15 protein-coding genes are annotated in these 14891 nt (G+C 63.2%); 9 read left to right on the top strand and 6 right to left on the bottom strand.

What is annotated here, in order from left to right:
• The first annotated feature begins 4 nt into the window (after positions 1–4).
• Positions 5–253 carry a type II toxin-antitoxin system Phd/YefM family antitoxin gene (locus tag NPX02_RS15040; protein WP_260294584.1) on the top strand — a complete coding sequence of 83 codons (249 nt, stop codon included), beginning with the start codon at positions 5–7 and terminating at the stop codon, positions 251–253.
• Between the two features lie 403 nt (positions 254–656).
• Here NPX02_RS15040 and NPX02_RS15035 read toward each other — a convergent pair whose 3' ends face one another.
• Complete coding sequence (locus tag NPX02_RS15035; protein ID WP_260294582.1) at positions 657–1016, bottom strand: hypothetical protein; 360 nt, start codon at positions 1014–1016, stop codon at positions 657–659.
• Between the two features lie 95 nt (positions 1017–1111).
• Between NPX02_RS15035 and NPX02_RS15030 the strand changes: the two genes are divergently transcribed.
• The 5 genes from NPX02_RS15030 (at position 1112) to NPX02_RS15005 (ending at position 3882) form a co-directional block, all read left to right on the top strand.
• A complete protein-coding gene (locus NPX02_RS15030; protein ID WP_260294581.1) occupies positions 1112–1351 on the top strand; it encodes an AbrB/MazE/SpoVT family DNA-binding domain-containing protein in 240 nt (79 codons plus the stop codon).
• Complete coding sequence (locus tag NPX02_RS15025; protein WP_260294580.1) at positions 1345–1653, top strand: type II toxin-antitoxin system PemK/MazF family toxin; 309 nt, start codon at positions 1345–1347, stop codon at positions 1651–1653. Before NPX02_RS15030 ends, NPX02_RS15025 begins: the two co-directional genes overlap by 7 nt.
• A 255-nt stretch (positions 1654–1908) precedes the next feature.
• Entirely contained in the window at positions 1909–2145 is a 237-nt protein-coding gene (locus tag NPX02_RS15020; RefSeq protein ID WP_260294579.1) for an antitoxin, read from the top strand.
• 358 nt (positions 2146–2503) lie between these two features.
• Positions 2504–2788, top strand: a complete 285-nt coding sequence (locus NPX02_RS15010) for a PIN domain-containing protein (RefSeq protein WP_335342584.1) — start codon at positions 2504–2506, stop codon at positions 2786–2788.
• Between the two features lie 245 nt (positions 2789–3033).
• Positions 3034–3882, top strand: a complete 849-nt coding sequence (locus tag NPX02_RS15005; RefSeq protein WP_260294578.1) for a DNA ligase — start codon at positions 3034–3036, stop codon at positions 3880–3882.
• Positions 3883–4165: 283 nt separating this feature from the next.
• Here NPX02_RS15005 and NPX02_RS15000 read toward each other — a convergent pair whose 3' ends face one another.
• On the bottom strand, positions 4166–6091 hold the full coding sequence (locus tag NPX02_RS15000; RefSeq protein ID WP_260294577.1) for a RecQ family ATP-dependent DNA helicase: 1926 nt from the start codon (positions 6089–6091) through the stop codon (positions 4166–4168).
• 405 nt (positions 6092–6496) lie between these two features.
• On the opposite strand from NPX02_RS15000, the gene NPX02_RS14995 reads away from it, so the two are divergent.
• Positions 6497–9742, top strand: coding sequence for a DEAD/DEAH box helicase (locus NPX02_RS14995; RefSeq protein WP_260294576.1), 3246 nt, complete (start codon positions 6497–6499; stop codon positions 9740–9742).
• 74 nt (positions 9743–9816) lie between these two features.
• Here NPX02_RS14995 and NPX02_RS14990 read toward each other — a convergent pair whose 3' ends face one another.
• The 4 genes from NPX02_RS14990 to NPX02_RS14975 all read right to left on the bottom strand — a co-directional run bounded on the left by NPX02_RS14990 (position 9817) and on the right by NPX02_RS14975 (position 13399).
• Positions 9817–10458, bottom strand: coding sequence for a 2OG-Fe(II) oxygenase family protein (locus NPX02_RS14990; RefSeq protein ID WP_260294575.1), 642 nt, complete (start codon positions 10456–10458; stop codon positions 9817–9819).
• 14 nt (positions 10459–10472) lie between these two features.
• Positions 10473–10847, bottom strand: a complete 375-nt coding sequence (locus tag NPX02_RS14985) for a VOC family protein (protein WP_260294574.1) — start codon at positions 10845–10847, stop codon at positions 10473–10475.
• Positions 10848–11012: 165 nt separating this feature from the next.
• Positions 11013–11678 (bottom strand): cytochrome b/b6 domain-containing protein, encoded by a 666-nt coding sequence (locus NPX02_RS14980; RefSeq protein ID WP_260294573.1) that lies wholly within the window; start codon positions 11676–11678, stop codon positions 11013–11015.
• A 5-nt stretch (positions 11679–11683) separates the two neighbouring features.
• A complete protein-coding gene (locus NPX02_RS14975) occupies positions 11684–13399 on the bottom strand; it encodes a tetrathionate reductase family octaheme c-type cytochrome (protein ID WP_260294571.1) in 1716 nt (571 codons plus the stop codon).
• 209 nt (positions 13400–13608) lie between these two features.
• Between NPX02_RS14975 and purE the strand changes: the two genes are divergently transcribed.
• Together purE and tsaC are read left to right on the top strand one after the other, a co-directional pair.
• Positions 13609–14109 (top strand): 5-(carboxyamino)imidazole ribonucleotide mutase, encoded by a 501-nt coding sequence (purE, locus tag NPX02_RS14970; protein WP_260294570.1) that lies wholly within the window; start codon positions 13609–13611, stop codon positions 14107–14109.
• 12 nt (positions 14110–14121) lie between these two features.
• Positions 14122–14688 carry an L-threonylcarbamoyladenylate synthase type 1 TsaC gene (gene tsaC, locus NPX02_RS14965; protein WP_260294569.1) on the top strand — a complete coding sequence of 189 codons (567 nt, stop codon included), beginning with the start codon at positions 14122–14124 and terminating at the stop codon, positions 14686–14688.
• The last annotated feature ends 203 nt before the right edge of the window (positions 14689–14891 follow it).

The following is a 14891-nucleotide window of genomic DNA, read 5'->3' as shown; positions in this document are numbered from 1 at the left end:
CTCAGTGGACGCCATTTCCTACAGCACCGCCCGCGCCAATCTGGCGAGCACAATGGAGCGGGTTTGTGAAGATCATTCCCCGGTCATCATTACCCGCAAGGGGGCCGGGTCGGTTGTCATGATCTCACTTGACGACTACCAGTCACTGGAAGAGACTGCCTACCTTCTTCGCAGTCCGAAAAATGCCAGCCGCCTTTTGAATTCCATCGCGGAACTGGAAAGTGACGCGTGTTCCCCGCACCCGCAGGGATGAACTGTTGTTGCAGCCAGCAAGCCTGTGAGTGATTTTGTGGGCTATCGTATCCGGTTCGATGGAGTTCCTTTGGATGATGATTACACGCTAGATAAATGAGAGGGGAAAAGCGCGCTATTTAGGATTTTGTGGGATTTGCCGGGAAATATCGGAGCGGGGAAATGAACAAGATTTTCAGATTATGAAAATGACTTTAGCCGCCATCCAGCGACTGCTCCAGGTACTCATGGAGGATATCCAGAACCGCCACGATCAGCCGGTTGAAAGCAGCCAGTACCTGGGTGTCGTCGATATCGATCTTGATCATGGTGCCTATCTACTTTATATAATGGTTTCGAGAGTGGCGAGCATGTCGCCGCCCGCCTCGGGGGCGGGAGCGTCAGGGACATAAGGCGACGGGGCGTCACTCTCGACCCACCCTGATGCTCAGGCTATTGTGGCGACGGCGGCCTTCACGCTCCTCCCAGACAGACACCCACTCCTCATCACCCGGCCTGTTACGGATCTCTATCGCCGGGAGACCTGCGCCGGTCAGGTCGGGCGAGACCGACAGGTGCTCTGTGGAGTAATCATTGAGGAGGCCGGGCAGGCGCTGATAGTCAGCGGCCGTGACGGCCCTTTGACGGCGGGCGCGCTCGACAGCCTCATCACCGTGATTGCGCTGTATGTGCCCGACGGTGCTGCGATCGATAGCAAAATCCAGGCTGGCCACATGATGAGGCCCTTTCACCTGGTGGAGAGACGGACCTGGAAATGGTGTCATCTTGATGCGTCGTTTCTGACCAAACACGGGGTTGTGCCAAACAAGGCGGGGGGGTACTAACATTGTTATCACATACTTCAACAGAGTCACCGACAATGAAAAGCACCCTTCGAAAGGTCGGCAACTCCCGTGGCGTCCTGATCCCGGCCACGTTTCTCGCCGCTTGCGAGATCGATAACGAGATCGAGCTGCGTCTCGATGGCAAGCGTATCGTCATCGAGGCGGTCCGTGCCCCACGCACGGGCTGGTTTGATGGCTATCGTCCGCAAGCCGACGAGGACGTTTGGGCCGACCTGGCCGAAACCGGGAATGAGAACAAGGATTGGCAATGGTAAAGCGTGGCGAGGTCTACTGGGTGCACCCGGACCCGACACGGGGTAGCGAGATAAGAAAAATCAGGCCCGCGCTGGTGGTCTCGCCCGACGATATGAACCAGGTGTTGCCCCGGATAATTATCGCACCACTTACCAGCAAGGGGCAGCCGTTGGGCTGTCGCCCCGAGATTCGATTCCAGGGCAGACGGGCCCGCATCCTGCTCGACCAGATCCGCTCGGTGGACCGGCAGCGCCTGGGTGAAAAAATGGGTAGCATCGAACTGGAAAGCTGGCATCCGGTCCTGATGGAAATGCTGGCCTAGATCAGACATTGCCGAGGAAATGATGAATTCATTGCGTCAGCGGCAATGGTGAGGAGTGGTACATGGATGTACCGTTTACGGACCCGAGGATGGCATGCGCCTACCGGCTTATTCACCCTACGAAACTGAATCCGTAATTATCACATTTACGGAGTACTAGTCGCCCCCCACGCGGGCGCTAGGATATACGACTGACATATCCTTAGCATGGGTTAGTATTGAATATGTCCGTGGATATACATCGGAGGGTAAGGTATGGCGACGGTACACACAAAAGTATTCAAAAGTATTCAAAGCCAAGCGGTCAGGCTTCCAAAGCCCGTGGCTTTACCTGCAAATATCCGAGAGGTGGATATCGTTGCGATAGGAAATACTCGTATTATCACACCTGCGGGAAGGTCGTGGGATGAGTGGTTCGATGGTCCCGGCGTGACCGATGACTTTATGGCTGTTAGAGAGCAACCGGCAGATCAAGATAGGGAGATGTCGTAGTGCTCAAATATATATGTTGGACACCAACCTAGTCATATACACAATAAAGAATCGTCCAGAGCGGGTGCGCCAAGCCTTCATCCAACATGAAAGACAAATGTTTTCCTGATTACCCATCAAACTCAGCTGTGTTGAGGAAAATATTAGCCGCGAATAAACGCAAATGAACGCGAATAATGTCATTTCGTAAACATCTTATCCGCTGGTTTGGAGAGTACCGACCATTTTCGGGCATGTGTCGGTCCTTATTAAATCCTGAGCGGTTGGTTATCTTTATCACTATTTGCGTGTATTCGCGTTCATTCGCGGCTTAAATAAACGGTATTCGACCATGGCTGAGTATTGTGGGTAATCAGGAATGTGTATATCATCTGTTACCTGGGGAGAGCGATCTTCCCGGCCGGAAAGGAGCCATGCCGATATCGAAGGACTGGCGGCCAGGCTAGAGGTTGTTCCCTTCGATGACCAGGCCGCGACTCACTTTGGGCAATTGAGAGCGGAGTTGTACAAGATCGGAAAGCCAATAGGTCCCTACGACATGATGATTGCCGGGCATGCCAGAGCACTGGGTTTGATTCTGGTTACGAACAACATGAAAGAGTTTGAGCGGGTGCCTGGATTGCGATTGGTAAACTGGGTATAGAGAGAGGACTTCCATCCCTCCCGAAGACGCAACACCCCTGAACCACCCTATTCTTTATCCCACAACCAAGCTGGGGTATGCTCGGTCCCTCGGCCAGGGAACTGTGACAGTCCACGATAGTTCCGGAAGCCTGCCCGCCCAGACTGTTGGGAGTGAGGGCCCCGGTTGCCGTGCCATCCCGGGTTCGGATACCGCTTAAAACTCATCACTTTTTACATCGCGCAACAAAAGGAGCTTGTTACGCCATGAGAATCCCGCTGCGTTTATCCCCGGTAAAACTGTTGTGCCTGTGCTGGCTGCTCGCGGCCGGCGGTCATGCGCTGGCCGAGGCACCCCGGCTGATGCTGGCGACGTTGTGGCATTCGGGCGACGATCCGACCGGCTGGTGGGTGAGCGAGAAGTACGACGGGGTACGCGGCTACTGGGACGGCACGCGTATGCTGAGCCGGGGCGGCGAAGCCATCAACCTGCCCGCGGCCTTCCGCGCCGCCCTGCCGCCATTTCCGGTCGACGGCGAGCTGTGGGCGGGGCGGGGCCGCTTCGCGCAAACGCTGGCGAGCGTGCGTGATTATGCACCCGGACCGGGCTGGGATGAGATCCGTTATCTGATTTTCGATGCGCCGGCACAGACGGGGCCGTTCGAGGCGCGGATGCAGGCGGTGCAACACTGGCTGGCGCAACGGCCGCCCTCCCCCATCGGCCTGGCGACCCAGACCCGCTGCACCGGACGGGCGCATCTGGAACAGGTGCTGGACACCATCGAGGCACAGGGTGGCGAGGGGGTGATGTTGCGTGCCGCCGCCTCCCCCTACCAGCCGGGCCGCAGCGAGCACCTGCGCAAGTACAAGCGCTTCGACGACAGCGAGGCGGAAGTGGTGGCTTACAACCCCGGCCAGGGCAAGTACGCGGGGCTGGTGGGGTCGCTGCAAGTGGTGCTGCCCGACGGCACCCGGTTTGCCGTCGGCTCGGGACTGAGCGATGCCGAACGGCGCGATCCGCCGCCGATCGGCAGCACCATCACCTTCAAGCACCACGGCTGGACCCGCCACGGCAAGCCGCGTTTTCCGGTCTTCTGGCGCATGCGTAAACCGTAGGTGCCGGCCGTGACACAGGGATGAACTGGGAAAAGCCACGCTACCTATAACAGCACCGGGGCGTAAAAATCCGGAGTTCAACTCCGGATTTACACACATGCTCTGATCATCCATCGTGACTACTCGCAGGGTGAGTCGTTACTTAAAATCCTCATTCTATGGATAGACCCGTAGGATGCGATGAGTGAAACGAATCGCATCATTCCGGCTCTGGCGCCCGGCAAATGATGCGGTTCGCAAGCTCACCGGCATCCTACGTCAGTAACTTTATTCGAGTTCATTATCAACTTCCCAGACCACTCTCCTCTACCCAGGCGACCACCCGCCCGAACGGCACCTCCGCCAACCGCCCAAACAGCGGGTGGCCGCCGAGTTTGGCGCGGCTCAGCCCGGGCGACGAGATCCCGCACAGGAAGCGGGCGATCGCCCGTGCCGAGTCGAGGGCGGCGGCCTTTTCCGCCAATAGGGGGGCGAGTTGGTCGGCGAGGCCTGGCGGGATCGCCCGCGGTTCTCTCTCCGGTAACGGTTGTGCAGGCTCCAGACAGCCGCTGCAGTGACCGCAGGGGGCCGCTAGCATCTCGCCGAAGTGGGCGGCCAGCAGGGCGGTGCGGCACCCTTCCAGCGCGGCCATTTCACAGACCTGGCGCAGGCGCTGCAGCTCACCCGCCTCGCGGCGGGCCATGCGCTGGTGCAGCGCCGCGGCAAGGGCATCAATGTCATCCGGCAGGCGCCGGCGCGTGTAGCGGTGGCGCACCCCGGCGGCCTGCAACTCCAGCATCCCCTGATCGCCCAGCCAGTCGAGGGCACGCACCACCCGCTCGCGCGGACACTGCAGGGCGGCGGAGGCAGCATCGGCATCCAGGGAGAGCCAGGTGCGGCCTTTTTGCGCCTGCTTGAACAGGGCGCCGAGAAATGCCCGCCGCTCACCCTCGAAGCGCTCCAGGATCGCCTTTGAGCCGAGCAACGGCTTGAACTTGTACTGGCTGTAGAACGGCGTGCCGCCCTCCAGCAGGCCGTCCAGCTCCAGGTAGGTGAGCAGGGTGCGCAACACCAGGGGGCGGATGTCATGACGGGCGGCCAGTTCGTACAGGGAGAGGTCGAACTCGGCCTCCCGGCCGAACAGGTCGTGGAGCAGGCTGTGCAGGGCGCCGGCTCCCGGCGTGTCCCCATAGATGAAATTCTCCAGCACGTTGAGGTCATCCGGGCAGAACAGCAGGTGGCAGATCGAGGGTTCGCCATCGCGGCCGGCACGGCCGATCTCCTGGGCGTAGTTCTCCAGGCTCTTGGGCGGGTTGTAGTGGTAGACATAGCGGATATTCGCCTTGTCCACGCCCATGCCGAAGGCGATGGTGGCCACCACCACCGCCCGGTCCGAGCCCATGAACCACTCCTGCACCCCGGCGCGCGCCTCGTCCTGCATGCCGGCGTGGTAGGCGCGGGCCGGCCAGCCGGCGGCGGCGAGTTTTTCGGCCAACAGCTCCGCCGTCTTCTGCAGGGTGACGTAGACGATGGCGGGGCCGGGCGGGCGCTCCTGCAGCATGCCGAGCAGCGCGGCGTCACGCTGGGCGGTGCTGACCACGCTGCTGCGTAGCTCCAGGTTGGGCCGGTAGAAGCCGGTCCGCACCGCGCACTCGGGGGCGATATCGAATACCCGACGGATATCCTCCAGCACCGGCGGCGTGGCGGTGGCGGTCAGGGCGAGGACGCGTTCGGCGCCGATCTGCCGGGCAAAGCCGGCCAGCTTGAGGTAATCGGGGCGGAAGTTGTGGCCCCACTCGGAGATGCAGTGCGCCTCGTCCACCGCGAACAGCGACACCCGCACCCGGGCGATGGCCTCGCGGAAGCGTTCGTTGTTGAATCGTTCCGGGGCGACATAGAGCAGTCGCAGGCGGCCGTCGCGCAACTGTTCCATCACCTCACGGTACTCTTCGGCGTTCAGGGTCGAGTCGAGCCGCCGGGCGGCGATGCCGCGCTCGCTCAGGGCATCGATCTGGTCCTTCATCAAGGCGATCAGCGGCGACACCACCAGGGTGACACCGGGTAGCAGCAGCGCCGGCAGTTGATAGCAGATCGACTTGCCGCCGCCGGTGGGAAACACCGCCGCGGCCGAGCGGTCCGCCAGCAGATGGCCGATCACCGCCTCCTGGCCGGGGCGGAAGTGGGCGTGTCCGAAATGCGCCTGGAGAGCGCCAAGAATCCTTTCTTGCATGGTAATGCTCCTGATTGTGACTGAACCTATATCCTAACAGCATGGTTGCCGCGGTGCATCGCCGGGATGGATCAGTATTCGTAGGGTGGGTTAGCGGCGCACAGGCACCACGCTGCCCGGCCGCTACAACACCCGGGCGCCGCGTAACCCACCGATTTCCCGACCGCCAAACGGTGGGTTACGGCGCGCGCACGATGCAATGCAAACGACCAACCCCGGCGCAGGGCGCGCCTAACCCACCCTACAAGTACTGCGAGCTCCGATACACGAGTTACCAGTCCGGGCCATGGATGTATGTTCGGGGCGCCCTGGATCAATGGAGGGTGTTCTCGCTACCGTCGCCCTGGAGTAATATGGCCGCCTTTGCCTAAGTCCACTGCTAACAAACCCGCAACGAGTACGCCATTGAATATCGAGTTTCAGGAGATAACCGCCATGCTTCTGCGCAGGGAGTGCGGCCCCGGCGCCTACGAGCGCGGCAACGGTTATTTTCACCAGGGACGGGTCGAGATCATCGAGGTGATCCGGTCGGACGACGCCGGCATCCGCCTGCTGACCACCACCCGGGGCAGCGGCCAGCGGCTCTACGACCAGGATATCTGGCTCAACCGCTCGCCAGAGGGCATCGAGATCGAGGGCTTCTGCGACTGCCCGGTGGGGTATAACTGCAAGCATGTGGTTGCCGCCTGCCTGGCCTGCCGGCAACGCGAGGGAGCCGGCCGGGTCCAGCCCGACGACGCCTCGGCCTTTGCCGACTGGCTCGAAAGGTTCCAGTCACCGCAACAGCCCGGGACGCGGGCTGGTGGAGCCGCGGTTGATCAGCTCCTCTATGCCTTGGCACCAGGCAGTAAGGGCGCCATCGAGGTCAACTTCACCATTGCCCGGCGCAAGCGTGACGGCCACTTCGGCAAGGGCCGCCGGGTCACCCTGGCAAGCCTCGGCAATCACTACCAGACGCCGCGCTACCTGCAGCCGGCCGACGAGGAGATCATCGCCCTGCTGAATGCCAGCAACGCCTATCAGTGGGGCAGCGCGCTGCTGCGCGGAGCTGCCGGCAACCCCGCGCTGGACATGATGATCGACAGCGGACGTGCCTTCTGGGGGGAGCAGCGTGAGCGGCCGCTACGGCACGGCGCGGTCCGCGACGCCGTATTGAGATGGGAAAACGAAGGCCGCCTGCTGCGCCTGGTGCTCGGCTTGGCGGATGCGGCGCTGATGGTGCCCGTCACCCCGCCGCTCTATATCGACCCGGCGCGCCACGAGGCCGGGGCACTGGTGCTGCCCGACGGGATCGACGCCGATCGCCTGCACGCCCTCGCCTCGGCCCCGCCGGTCCCGCGCGGCGAGGCCGGACGGATCAGCCGCCTGCTGGCGCTACACCACCCGCAACTGCCCACCCCCGAGCCGGTCGAGATCACCGATCTCGGCGGCGGACCGCCGCTGCCGCGGCTCACCCTGTTCCTCGACGGTGGCGAGCCGCTCAACTCCACGCTGGAACTGCAATTCCGCTATGGTGGAAAGGGCGAGAGGGGCGAGCTGCTGATCGATCCCGCCCCCGGCGCGGCGACGATCACCCGGGAGCAGGACGGCAGGCTGCTGCGCATCCACCGTGACCCAACCGCCGAGACTGCGGCCGGCGAACGGCTGATGGCCGAGGGCCTGCAGCGCGACGCGGCGCGGCCGGGTCGCTTCACGCCGCTACCCATCGCGGGCGCGCGCCAAGCCGCCCTGGGCGCCTGGTTCCGCTTCCTCGGCGAGGTGGTGCCGTGCCTGCAGGCCGAGGGCTGGCAGGTGGAACAGGCAGCGGATTCGACCCTCAGCCTCAGCCGCGCCGCCGATATCAGCGCCGAGGTGGAGGAGTCGGACAGCGACTGGTTCGGCCTGCGCTTCGATATCGAGATTGGCGACCGGAAGTATCCCTTGCTGCCGCTGATCAGCGGGCTGATCGACGGCTATCGCCCCGGCACCCTGCCACCCACCCTCTATCTTCCCTATGCGGCGGGTCACTATGTCGAGGTGGCGCGGGAGCAGGTCGAGCCGATCCTGCAGAACATCATCGAGCTCTTTGACAGCCTGGGGAGCGGCAGTGAACTGCGGCTGTCGCGCCTGGATGCGCCGCGCCTGCTGGAGCTGGGCGATATCGAGATCCGGGGCGCGCGCTCCCTGCAACGCCTGGCGAACAAACTGCGCGGCTTTACCGGGATCAAACATGTCAAGCCGCCCAGCACCTTCAAGGGCGAACTGCGCGGTTACCAGCAGCAGGGGCTGAACTGGCTGCAGTTCCTGCGCGAGTATGAGCTGGCCGGCATTCTCGCCGACGACATGGGGCTGGGCAAGACGGTACAGACCCTGGCCCACCTGGCGGTGGAAAAGCGCGCCGGGCGGATGCAGCACCCCAGCCTGATCATCGCCCCCACCAGCCTGATGGGCAACTGGCGACGCGAGGCGGCGCGCTTCACTCCGCGACTCAAGGTGCTGGTGCTGCACGGCCCCGGACGGAACGAGCATTTCCACACCCTGGACGCGTACGACCTCATCCTCACCACCTATCCGTTGCTGCCGCGCGACCGGGAGGTGCTGCTCGCCCAACCCTGCCACTACCTGATCCTCGACGAGGCGCAGCAGATCAAGAACCCCCGCGCCCAGGCGGCGCAACTGGTGCGGGCGATCAAGGCCAATCACCGCCTCTGTCTCACGGGTACGCCGATGGAGAACCACCTGGGCGAACTGTGGGCCCAGTTCGACTTCCTGCTGCCGGGTTTCCTGGGCAGCCGCGAGCAGTTCACCCGCCGCTATCGCACCCCGATCGAAAAACAGGGCGACCAAGCGCGGCTGCAGCGGCTCGCGCAGCGCACCGCCCCTTTCATGCTGCGCCGTACCAAGGATGTCGTCGCCGGCGAGCTGCCGCCGAAGAGCGAACTGCTGCGCACCGTGCCCATCGCGGGCAGGCAGGCCGCCCTCTACGAGAGCATCCGCCTGTCGATGGAAAAGAAGGTGCGCGACGCCATCGCCAAAAAGGGCCTGGCGCGCAGCCACATCACCATCCTCGACGCGCTGCTCAAGTTGCGCCAGGTCTGCTGCGACCCGCGCCTGCTGCCGGTGGGGACCGGGAGCGGCAGGGACGCCCGTTCAGCGAAACTGGACTTGTTGATGGAGCTGCTGCCGGAGCTGCTCGAAGAGGGGCGCCGCATCCTGCTGTTCTCCCAGTTCACCTCCATGCTGAGCCTGATCGAGCAGGCGCTGCAGGGGGCGGGGATCCCCTACTGCAAGCTGACCGGGCAGACCCGCAAGCGCGACCAGGTGATCGACAGCTTCCGCCACGGCGAGGTAGACCTGTTTCTCATCAGCCTCAAGACCGGTGGCGTCGGGCTCAACCTCACCGAGGCCGACACCGTGATCCACTATGATCCCTGGTGGAACCCGGCCGTGGAAATGCAGGCCACCGATCGCGCCCACCGCATCGGCCAGGAGAAGCCGGTGTTCGTCTACAAGCTGATCACCGAGGGCACCATCGAGGAGAAGATCCTGGCCCTGCAGGCGAAGAAACAGCGGTTGGCCAACGGGGTCTACGGCAAAGAGAAGGCGGGGGACGAGTTACTCCTGGATGCCGCCACCATCAGCGCCCTGCTGGCGGCCGATACCGGCCCCTGAATGTAACTACTCACTCGGTCTGTAAGTGAGTAGTTACCCCTAAACGATGCCCTGAACCCATCCGCTTTCGCCGTTCACCACAGGGGCTTGCCCAGCTGCTCGGCATAGGCGGAAAACATCATGTTGAAGCTGATGCTGATGCGTTCAGCGTCGCTGCCGTTGGCCTCGACCGAGTGTTGCAGCCAGGCGGGAAACAGCAACAGGGTGCCGGGCTCGACCCGCACCACCACCTGGTCGGTATTGGCCGCGGTCAGCTCCGTGACCGGCGGGCGAATGATGGCGGCCTGCACCCGGGGATCGTGGAAGTTGATGCTATCGGCGCCCGCCGGGGCCTGCAGGTAGTAGACGCCGCTGAGGTAGTTGTTGGGGTGGCTGTGGCTGCGGTGGGCCACCCCCGGGGGGTTGACGTTGGCCCAGCAGCCGGTGATCTCGAACGCCTGGTAGCCGATCTTCAGATAGCGCAGGATGTTGCCGATACTCTCATCGATATGGCCGATCAGGGTGGCACACTCGGGGTGCCGCTGCAGATCCCGTGGCGACTGCCAGCCCTGGCCCGCCGGCCGCGCCTCGGCATCCGGGCGGAGGCGGTCAAGCAGGGGCATCATCTCGCCGTGCACCCGGGCGCGCGCATCCGCTGTCAGATGGAATGTCCAGACCGGAGTCGGGAACAGACTGAGCTGCTCCACCTTCTCCATCCAGGCCGGCTGTCCGTTCATGATGCGTCGCCCTCCTAGACCGGTTTATCGCCCACATGACTGGAGAGTACCCGGATCATGTTGCCGCCCGGCTCCTTGATGTTGAAGCTGGAGTGGATGTGACCCGGTTCGATGGGCGATGGATCGAGCCCGAGGGTGGCAAACTGGCGGTGGGTTGCCTTCAGATCATCGACCATCAGATCGAAATCGGCTTCACCCGGGGTAAACTGCCTGACCTGAGTGAGAATCAGGTGGGTGCCGCCCCGCAGCTCGAATACTGCGTAGTCATCCCCCTGATCCACCAGGCGCATGCCGATCTGACCCATGAACTCAGCCGACTGGGCAATCCGCGTGGTGGCCAGGAAAATATGGCCCACCCAGAGCAGTGGTCGCTGATCTGTTGTACTCATCGCAGCTCCTTGTCGTCACGGAATATGCCTAAGCATAGTCCGTTCCGAAAGGCGGATGCAGCCCGCCCCCCTGGGATACTCCCCGTAGCCCTGACAGAGAGGGGAACATGCCGTACCGTGCCGCCGCCGGCGTTACTGCGGCCGTGGGCATAGTGAGGGGATCCGCTACTCCTTCAGCCGCTCCGGATGCTCCTCGGCCAGGTAGGCGCGCTCCACCTCGGTCAGTTCGACGCGCTCCACACCGCTGATCATGGTCTTGATGTAATGCAGCGGGGTCTTGCCGGTGGTGGTCATGTAGATGTGGATGATGACGAAGGTGACCATCAAAAACGCCGCCGCGGTGTGCAGGAAGGCGACCCAGAACAGGCCGTCGGCCGCACCGGGTATCTCGTTCCACAGATCGTAGAACAGGTAGATGATGCCGGTGAACCAGAGCGCCGGGCCGATCAGTACCATGAAGGTGAGATAGGCCAAGCCCTGGAGGGCGTTCTGCTTGCGCCGCAGGGTCTTTTTGTGCGGATGATCCTCGCCGAACAGAATGCCCCAGGCGTAGTAGCGGATCACCGCGAACAGCCCCTTGGTATTGGGCAGAAACTGCCGCCAGTTGCCGGTAGTGAAGTTCCAGAAGGTGGTGAAGATCCACAACAGGATCAGCCCCAGGGCGGCGAAGGTGTGCAGCATCACCCCCTTGTCGAAGGGCAGCAGGTCGTGGGTGCCGTGCAGGCCGAAGCCGGTGATCGCCAACAGGAAGATCAGCGCCGCCTGGCTCCAGTGCCAGAACCGTTCGTAGCGGGTATAGATGGTAACCGCGTGTTGCTCTCGTTTTGCCATGTCGTCTACTCCTCGCCCCTGCAGTGTTCGGTCACCCGCTTTTTGCACATCACCATCCGCACCACGGCGTGGCCCAGGACCAGCAGCAGTGCGCCGATCACCGCCAGGTAACCGAGCATGTCGAGCCAGCCGAAGCCGTCGCGCCCCGGCATGTAGAAGCCGCGCAGTTCACTCAGCCGACCCTCCCTGGCGTGGCACTCGGCACAGGCCAGCGCATCCTCCCTGGGCGCCACCATGTGGGTGATGGGCCAATAGGAGACGGTTTCGACGAAGCCATACTCCCCGGAGTAGGGTTTGCCGTTCTTCTCCATGCCCACCTTGATGGCGCGGCCGAAATCGTAGTTGCCCCAATAGGCATCCGCGTCGTCGCCCCACAGGTGCATGTAGACCAGGGTGTTGTTGCCCTTGTCGTAGGGTTGGGTGGTGTGCATCTGCTTGAACGGCCAGATGCGCGAGTCCGGATCGTCATGGGCGCCGCTGAAGGCGTTGATTTTCACCGCGCCCGCCTGGGGATCGAATTTGGTATCGATGGTGGTGTAGTTCATCACCCCGTCAAACCAGGCATAGCTGGGCTTGAGGTTTTCCCCGTACTTGAAATCCCCCTTGATCGATTTGTAGGTGGCCCGGTGTTCGCCGTTGCCCTGGGTGTACTCCTTCAGCTTGAAGCCTTCACCGTCCTTCAGCCGGCCGGCGGTACGCCAGGCCCAATCGGTCTTGGTGGCCACACCGCCACGCGCGAAGGTGGGAATGTGGCAGGTCTGGCAGGCGACCCGGTCGGTGTGTCCGTTCAACTTCAGCGCCTTCAGGTGGTTGCCCGGATGCGGGGTGTCGCCGTGGCAGCTCTCGCAGGTGGCCACCTGGCGGCGTTGTCCCGGCTTGCCGGTGCCCGCGTTGTCCCGGGCCTCCAGGTGGTAGCGGCTGCCGGACCACTGATGCCCCTCGCCCTGATGACACTCGGTGCAACCGAAGTCGAGGCCGTGGGCATCCATGTGCACATCCAGCGCCTTGTCGGGCTGTTTCAGGGACGAGTCCATATCGCCATGCTTGACCCCGTCGCCGCCGCCACCGTAAAAGTGGCAGGTGCCGCAGTTGGAGCGGCTGGGCAGGGCCACGCTCTGCGCCACCTTGGCCAGGTCGAGCTCGGGTTTGTCCTCGAACATGATGGAGCAGGCGGCGTTGCCCTTGGAGTTGGGGGTACGGTAGTAGCTGCCGGTGGCGTCGTGACATACCAGGCAATCGATGTTGTCCTGATTGCTGAAATCGAAGCTGTCGTCCTTCCAGCCGTAGCCGGCATGGCACTGGGCGCACATCCCCTCGTTGCCCCGGGCATTGGTGCAGAAGTTGTTGACCAGGTGCTTCTTGCCCAGGAGCTGCCCGGTCACCGGGTGTTTGTATTCCCAGGTCCAGTGGATGCCCTGCATGAACTGGTGACCCGCCTGGTTGTGACAGTCCAGGCACGCCCGGGTCACCTCGGGACCGCTGCTGAAGGGTCCCCGCAGCTCCTTGAACTCCGCGTGATCGGCGGTGGAGTTGTTCACCCGCACGGCGGCCGGGGGGTCGCCGGGCGATACCCGGTGGGCCTGGCTGGTATCGGCGTATTCCGTGATGCCGAGCTCGACCGCCTCCGTCGCCCGGGCTTCGGCCTGGCTCAACAGGCTGGCGAGCAGCAGAGCCAGAAGCGGGAAGATCGGGCCGACCCATCGCTGTTTTATCATAATCATCTGCAGTTCCTGGATTCATCGGCCGGCGCGGGAAGCCCGGCCGGACTCGGTTTTTCCTATACCACCAGAGAAGACCCGGATCGCGCATTGATAAATCATAAGGAATTTTGTTCTTTACTGGGAAATGAATGACGCATGGAGATAGCCGGGCAAAACAAAATCCGGTATTGTGGCCTGCTCATTTTTTATTCGATTTTGGGTAGTGAACCATGGGCAAAGCTTTTATCGCAGTTCTGATGGGTTCCGACTCGGACCTGCCGGTACTTCAGTCTACGATGGATGTTCTCAACTCCCTCGGCATCCCGTTTGAGGCGAAGATCACCTCCGCGCACCGCACCCCGGATGCGACCCACAGCTATGTGAAGGATGCCGATGCCCGTGGCTGCGCCGCCTTTATCTGCGCCGCCGGGCTGGCGGCGCATCTGGCCGGCACCGTGGCCGGTCTGACCCTGAAACCGGTTATCGGCATCCCGCTGGACAGCGGTCCCCTGCAGGGGATGGATGCCCTGCTCTCCACCGTGCAGATGCCGGGCGGCATCCCCGTGGCCACCGTGGCGGTGGGCAAGGCCGGTGCCAAGAACGCCGGCTATCTGGCCGCGCAGATCCTGGCCCTGTCGGACCCCGATCTGGCGGCCAGGATCCGCGCGGACCGGGAAAGAAACGCCGCCGAGGTCATGGAGAAGGACGCCAAACTGCAGGCATCCCTCTGAGCCCGGGAACGGATGCGTCACCCTGTCATCCCCTGGAAACTGCGTGAGGCCGCCCGCTGTTTTCGGCGCGGCGGCCTCATTGCCTACCCCACCGAGGCGGTCTACGGCCTTGGTTGCGACCCCCTGAACGAATCCGCCATGGAGGCACTGCTGGCGCTGAAACAGCGTCCTGCGGAGAAGGGGGTGATCCTGATTGCCGCCGATTTCGAGCAGCTGCGACCCTTTGTGAAACCCCTGGCCGATCCGTTGATGCAGCCGATCCTGGCCAGCTGGCCGGGACCCCACACCTGGTTGTTGCCGGCCGCCGACTGGCTGCCGTTCTGGCTCACCGGGGTGCATAGCTCCCTTGCCGTACGGGTCACCGCCCTTCCCCTGGCTGCCGCCCTCTGCCGTGCCTGCGACTCCCCGATCGTCTCCACCAGTGCCAACCGCAGCGGCCAACACCCGGCCCGCTCCGCGCTACAGGTGCGTCTGCGTCTGGGTAGCCGCGTCGACTGCCTCCTCCATGCGCCACTGGGCGGCAGCCGAGCCCCCTCCACCATCCGCGACGGCGCCAGCGGCCGGGTGATTCGGGGCTAAGCCTACCCTTTACCCGTAAGGGGGCCGGACTGCTTCCGGACGTAGGATGGGTGGAGCGCCCCCATGAACTCTCCGCCGGCTCCGTCCCCGGCGCGCAACCCATCGCGCACCTGCATCCGCATCCGAAGATGGGTTACGGCGCGCCCGACCACCGCGCACAGCCGTCAAACAAGGGTGCCGCGCCTCCACCCATCCTACATGCT

The organism is Sedimenticola hydrogenitrophicus (assembly GCF_025175675.1).
Lineage (GTDB): Bacteria > Pseudomonadota > Gammaproteobacteria > Chromatiales > Chromatiaceae > Sedimenticola > Sedimenticola hydrogenitrophicus.
Note: the sequence above shows the minus strand (reverse complement) of the source record. Positions and strands in the feature narration are given on the sequence as shown.

Excerpts from the sequence above, each read along its gene's own strand:
- NPX02_RS14985 (WP_260294574.1), bottom strand. The coding sequence starts at position 10,847 with ATGAGTACAACAGATCAGCGACCACTGCTCTGGGTGGGCCATATTTTC.
- NPX02_RS15010 (WP_335342584.1), top strand. The coding sequence starts at position 2,504 with ATGTGTATATCATCTGTTACCTGGGGAGAGCGATCTTCCCGGCCGGAA.
- NPX02_RS15035 (WP_260294582.1), bottom strand. The coding sequence starts at position 1,016 with ATGACACCATTTCCAGGTCCGTCTCTCCACCAGGTGAAAGGGCCTCAT.
- NPX02_RS15000 (WP_260294577.1), bottom strand. The coding sequence starts at position 6,091 with ATGCAAGAAAGGATTCTTGGCGCTCTCCAGGCGCATTTCGGACACGCC.
- NPX02_RS15025 (WP_260294580.1), top strand. The coding sequence starts at position 1,345 with ATGGTAAAGCGTGGCGAGGTCTACTGGGTGCACCCGGACCCGACACGG.
- NPX02_RS15020 (WP_260294579.1), top strand. The coding sequence starts at position 1,909 with ATGGCGACGGTACACACAAAAGTATTCAAAAGTATTCAAAGCCAAGCG.
- NPX02_RS15005 (WP_260294578.1), top strand. The coding sequence starts at position 3,034 with ATGAGAATCCCGCTGCGTTTATCCCCGGTAAAACTGTTGTGCCTGTGC.
- NPX02_RS15030 (WP_260294581.1), top strand. The coding sequence starts at position 1,112 with ATGAAAAGCACCCTTCGAAAGGTCGGCAACTCCCGTGGCGTCCTGATC.
- tsaC (WP_260294569.1), top strand. The coding sequence starts at position 14,122 with ATGCGTCACCCTGTCATCCCCTGGAAACTGCGTGAGGCCGCCCGCTGT.
- NPX02_RS14990 (WP_260294575.1), bottom strand. The coding sequence starts at position 10,458 with ATGAACGGACAGCCGGCCTGGATGGAGAAGGTGGAGCAGCTCAGTCTG.
- NPX02_RS14980 (WP_260294573.1), bottom strand. The coding sequence starts at position 11,678 with ATGGCAAAACGAGAGCAACACGCGGTTACCATCTATACCCGCTACGAA.
- purE (WP_260294570.1), top strand. The coding sequence starts at position 13,609 with ATGGGCAAAGCTTTTATCGCAGTTCTGATGGGTTCCGACTCGGACCTG.
- NPX02_RS14975 (WP_260294571.1), bottom strand. The coding sequence starts at position 13,399 with ATGATTATGATAAAACAGCGATGGGTCGGCCCGATCTTCCCGCTTCTG.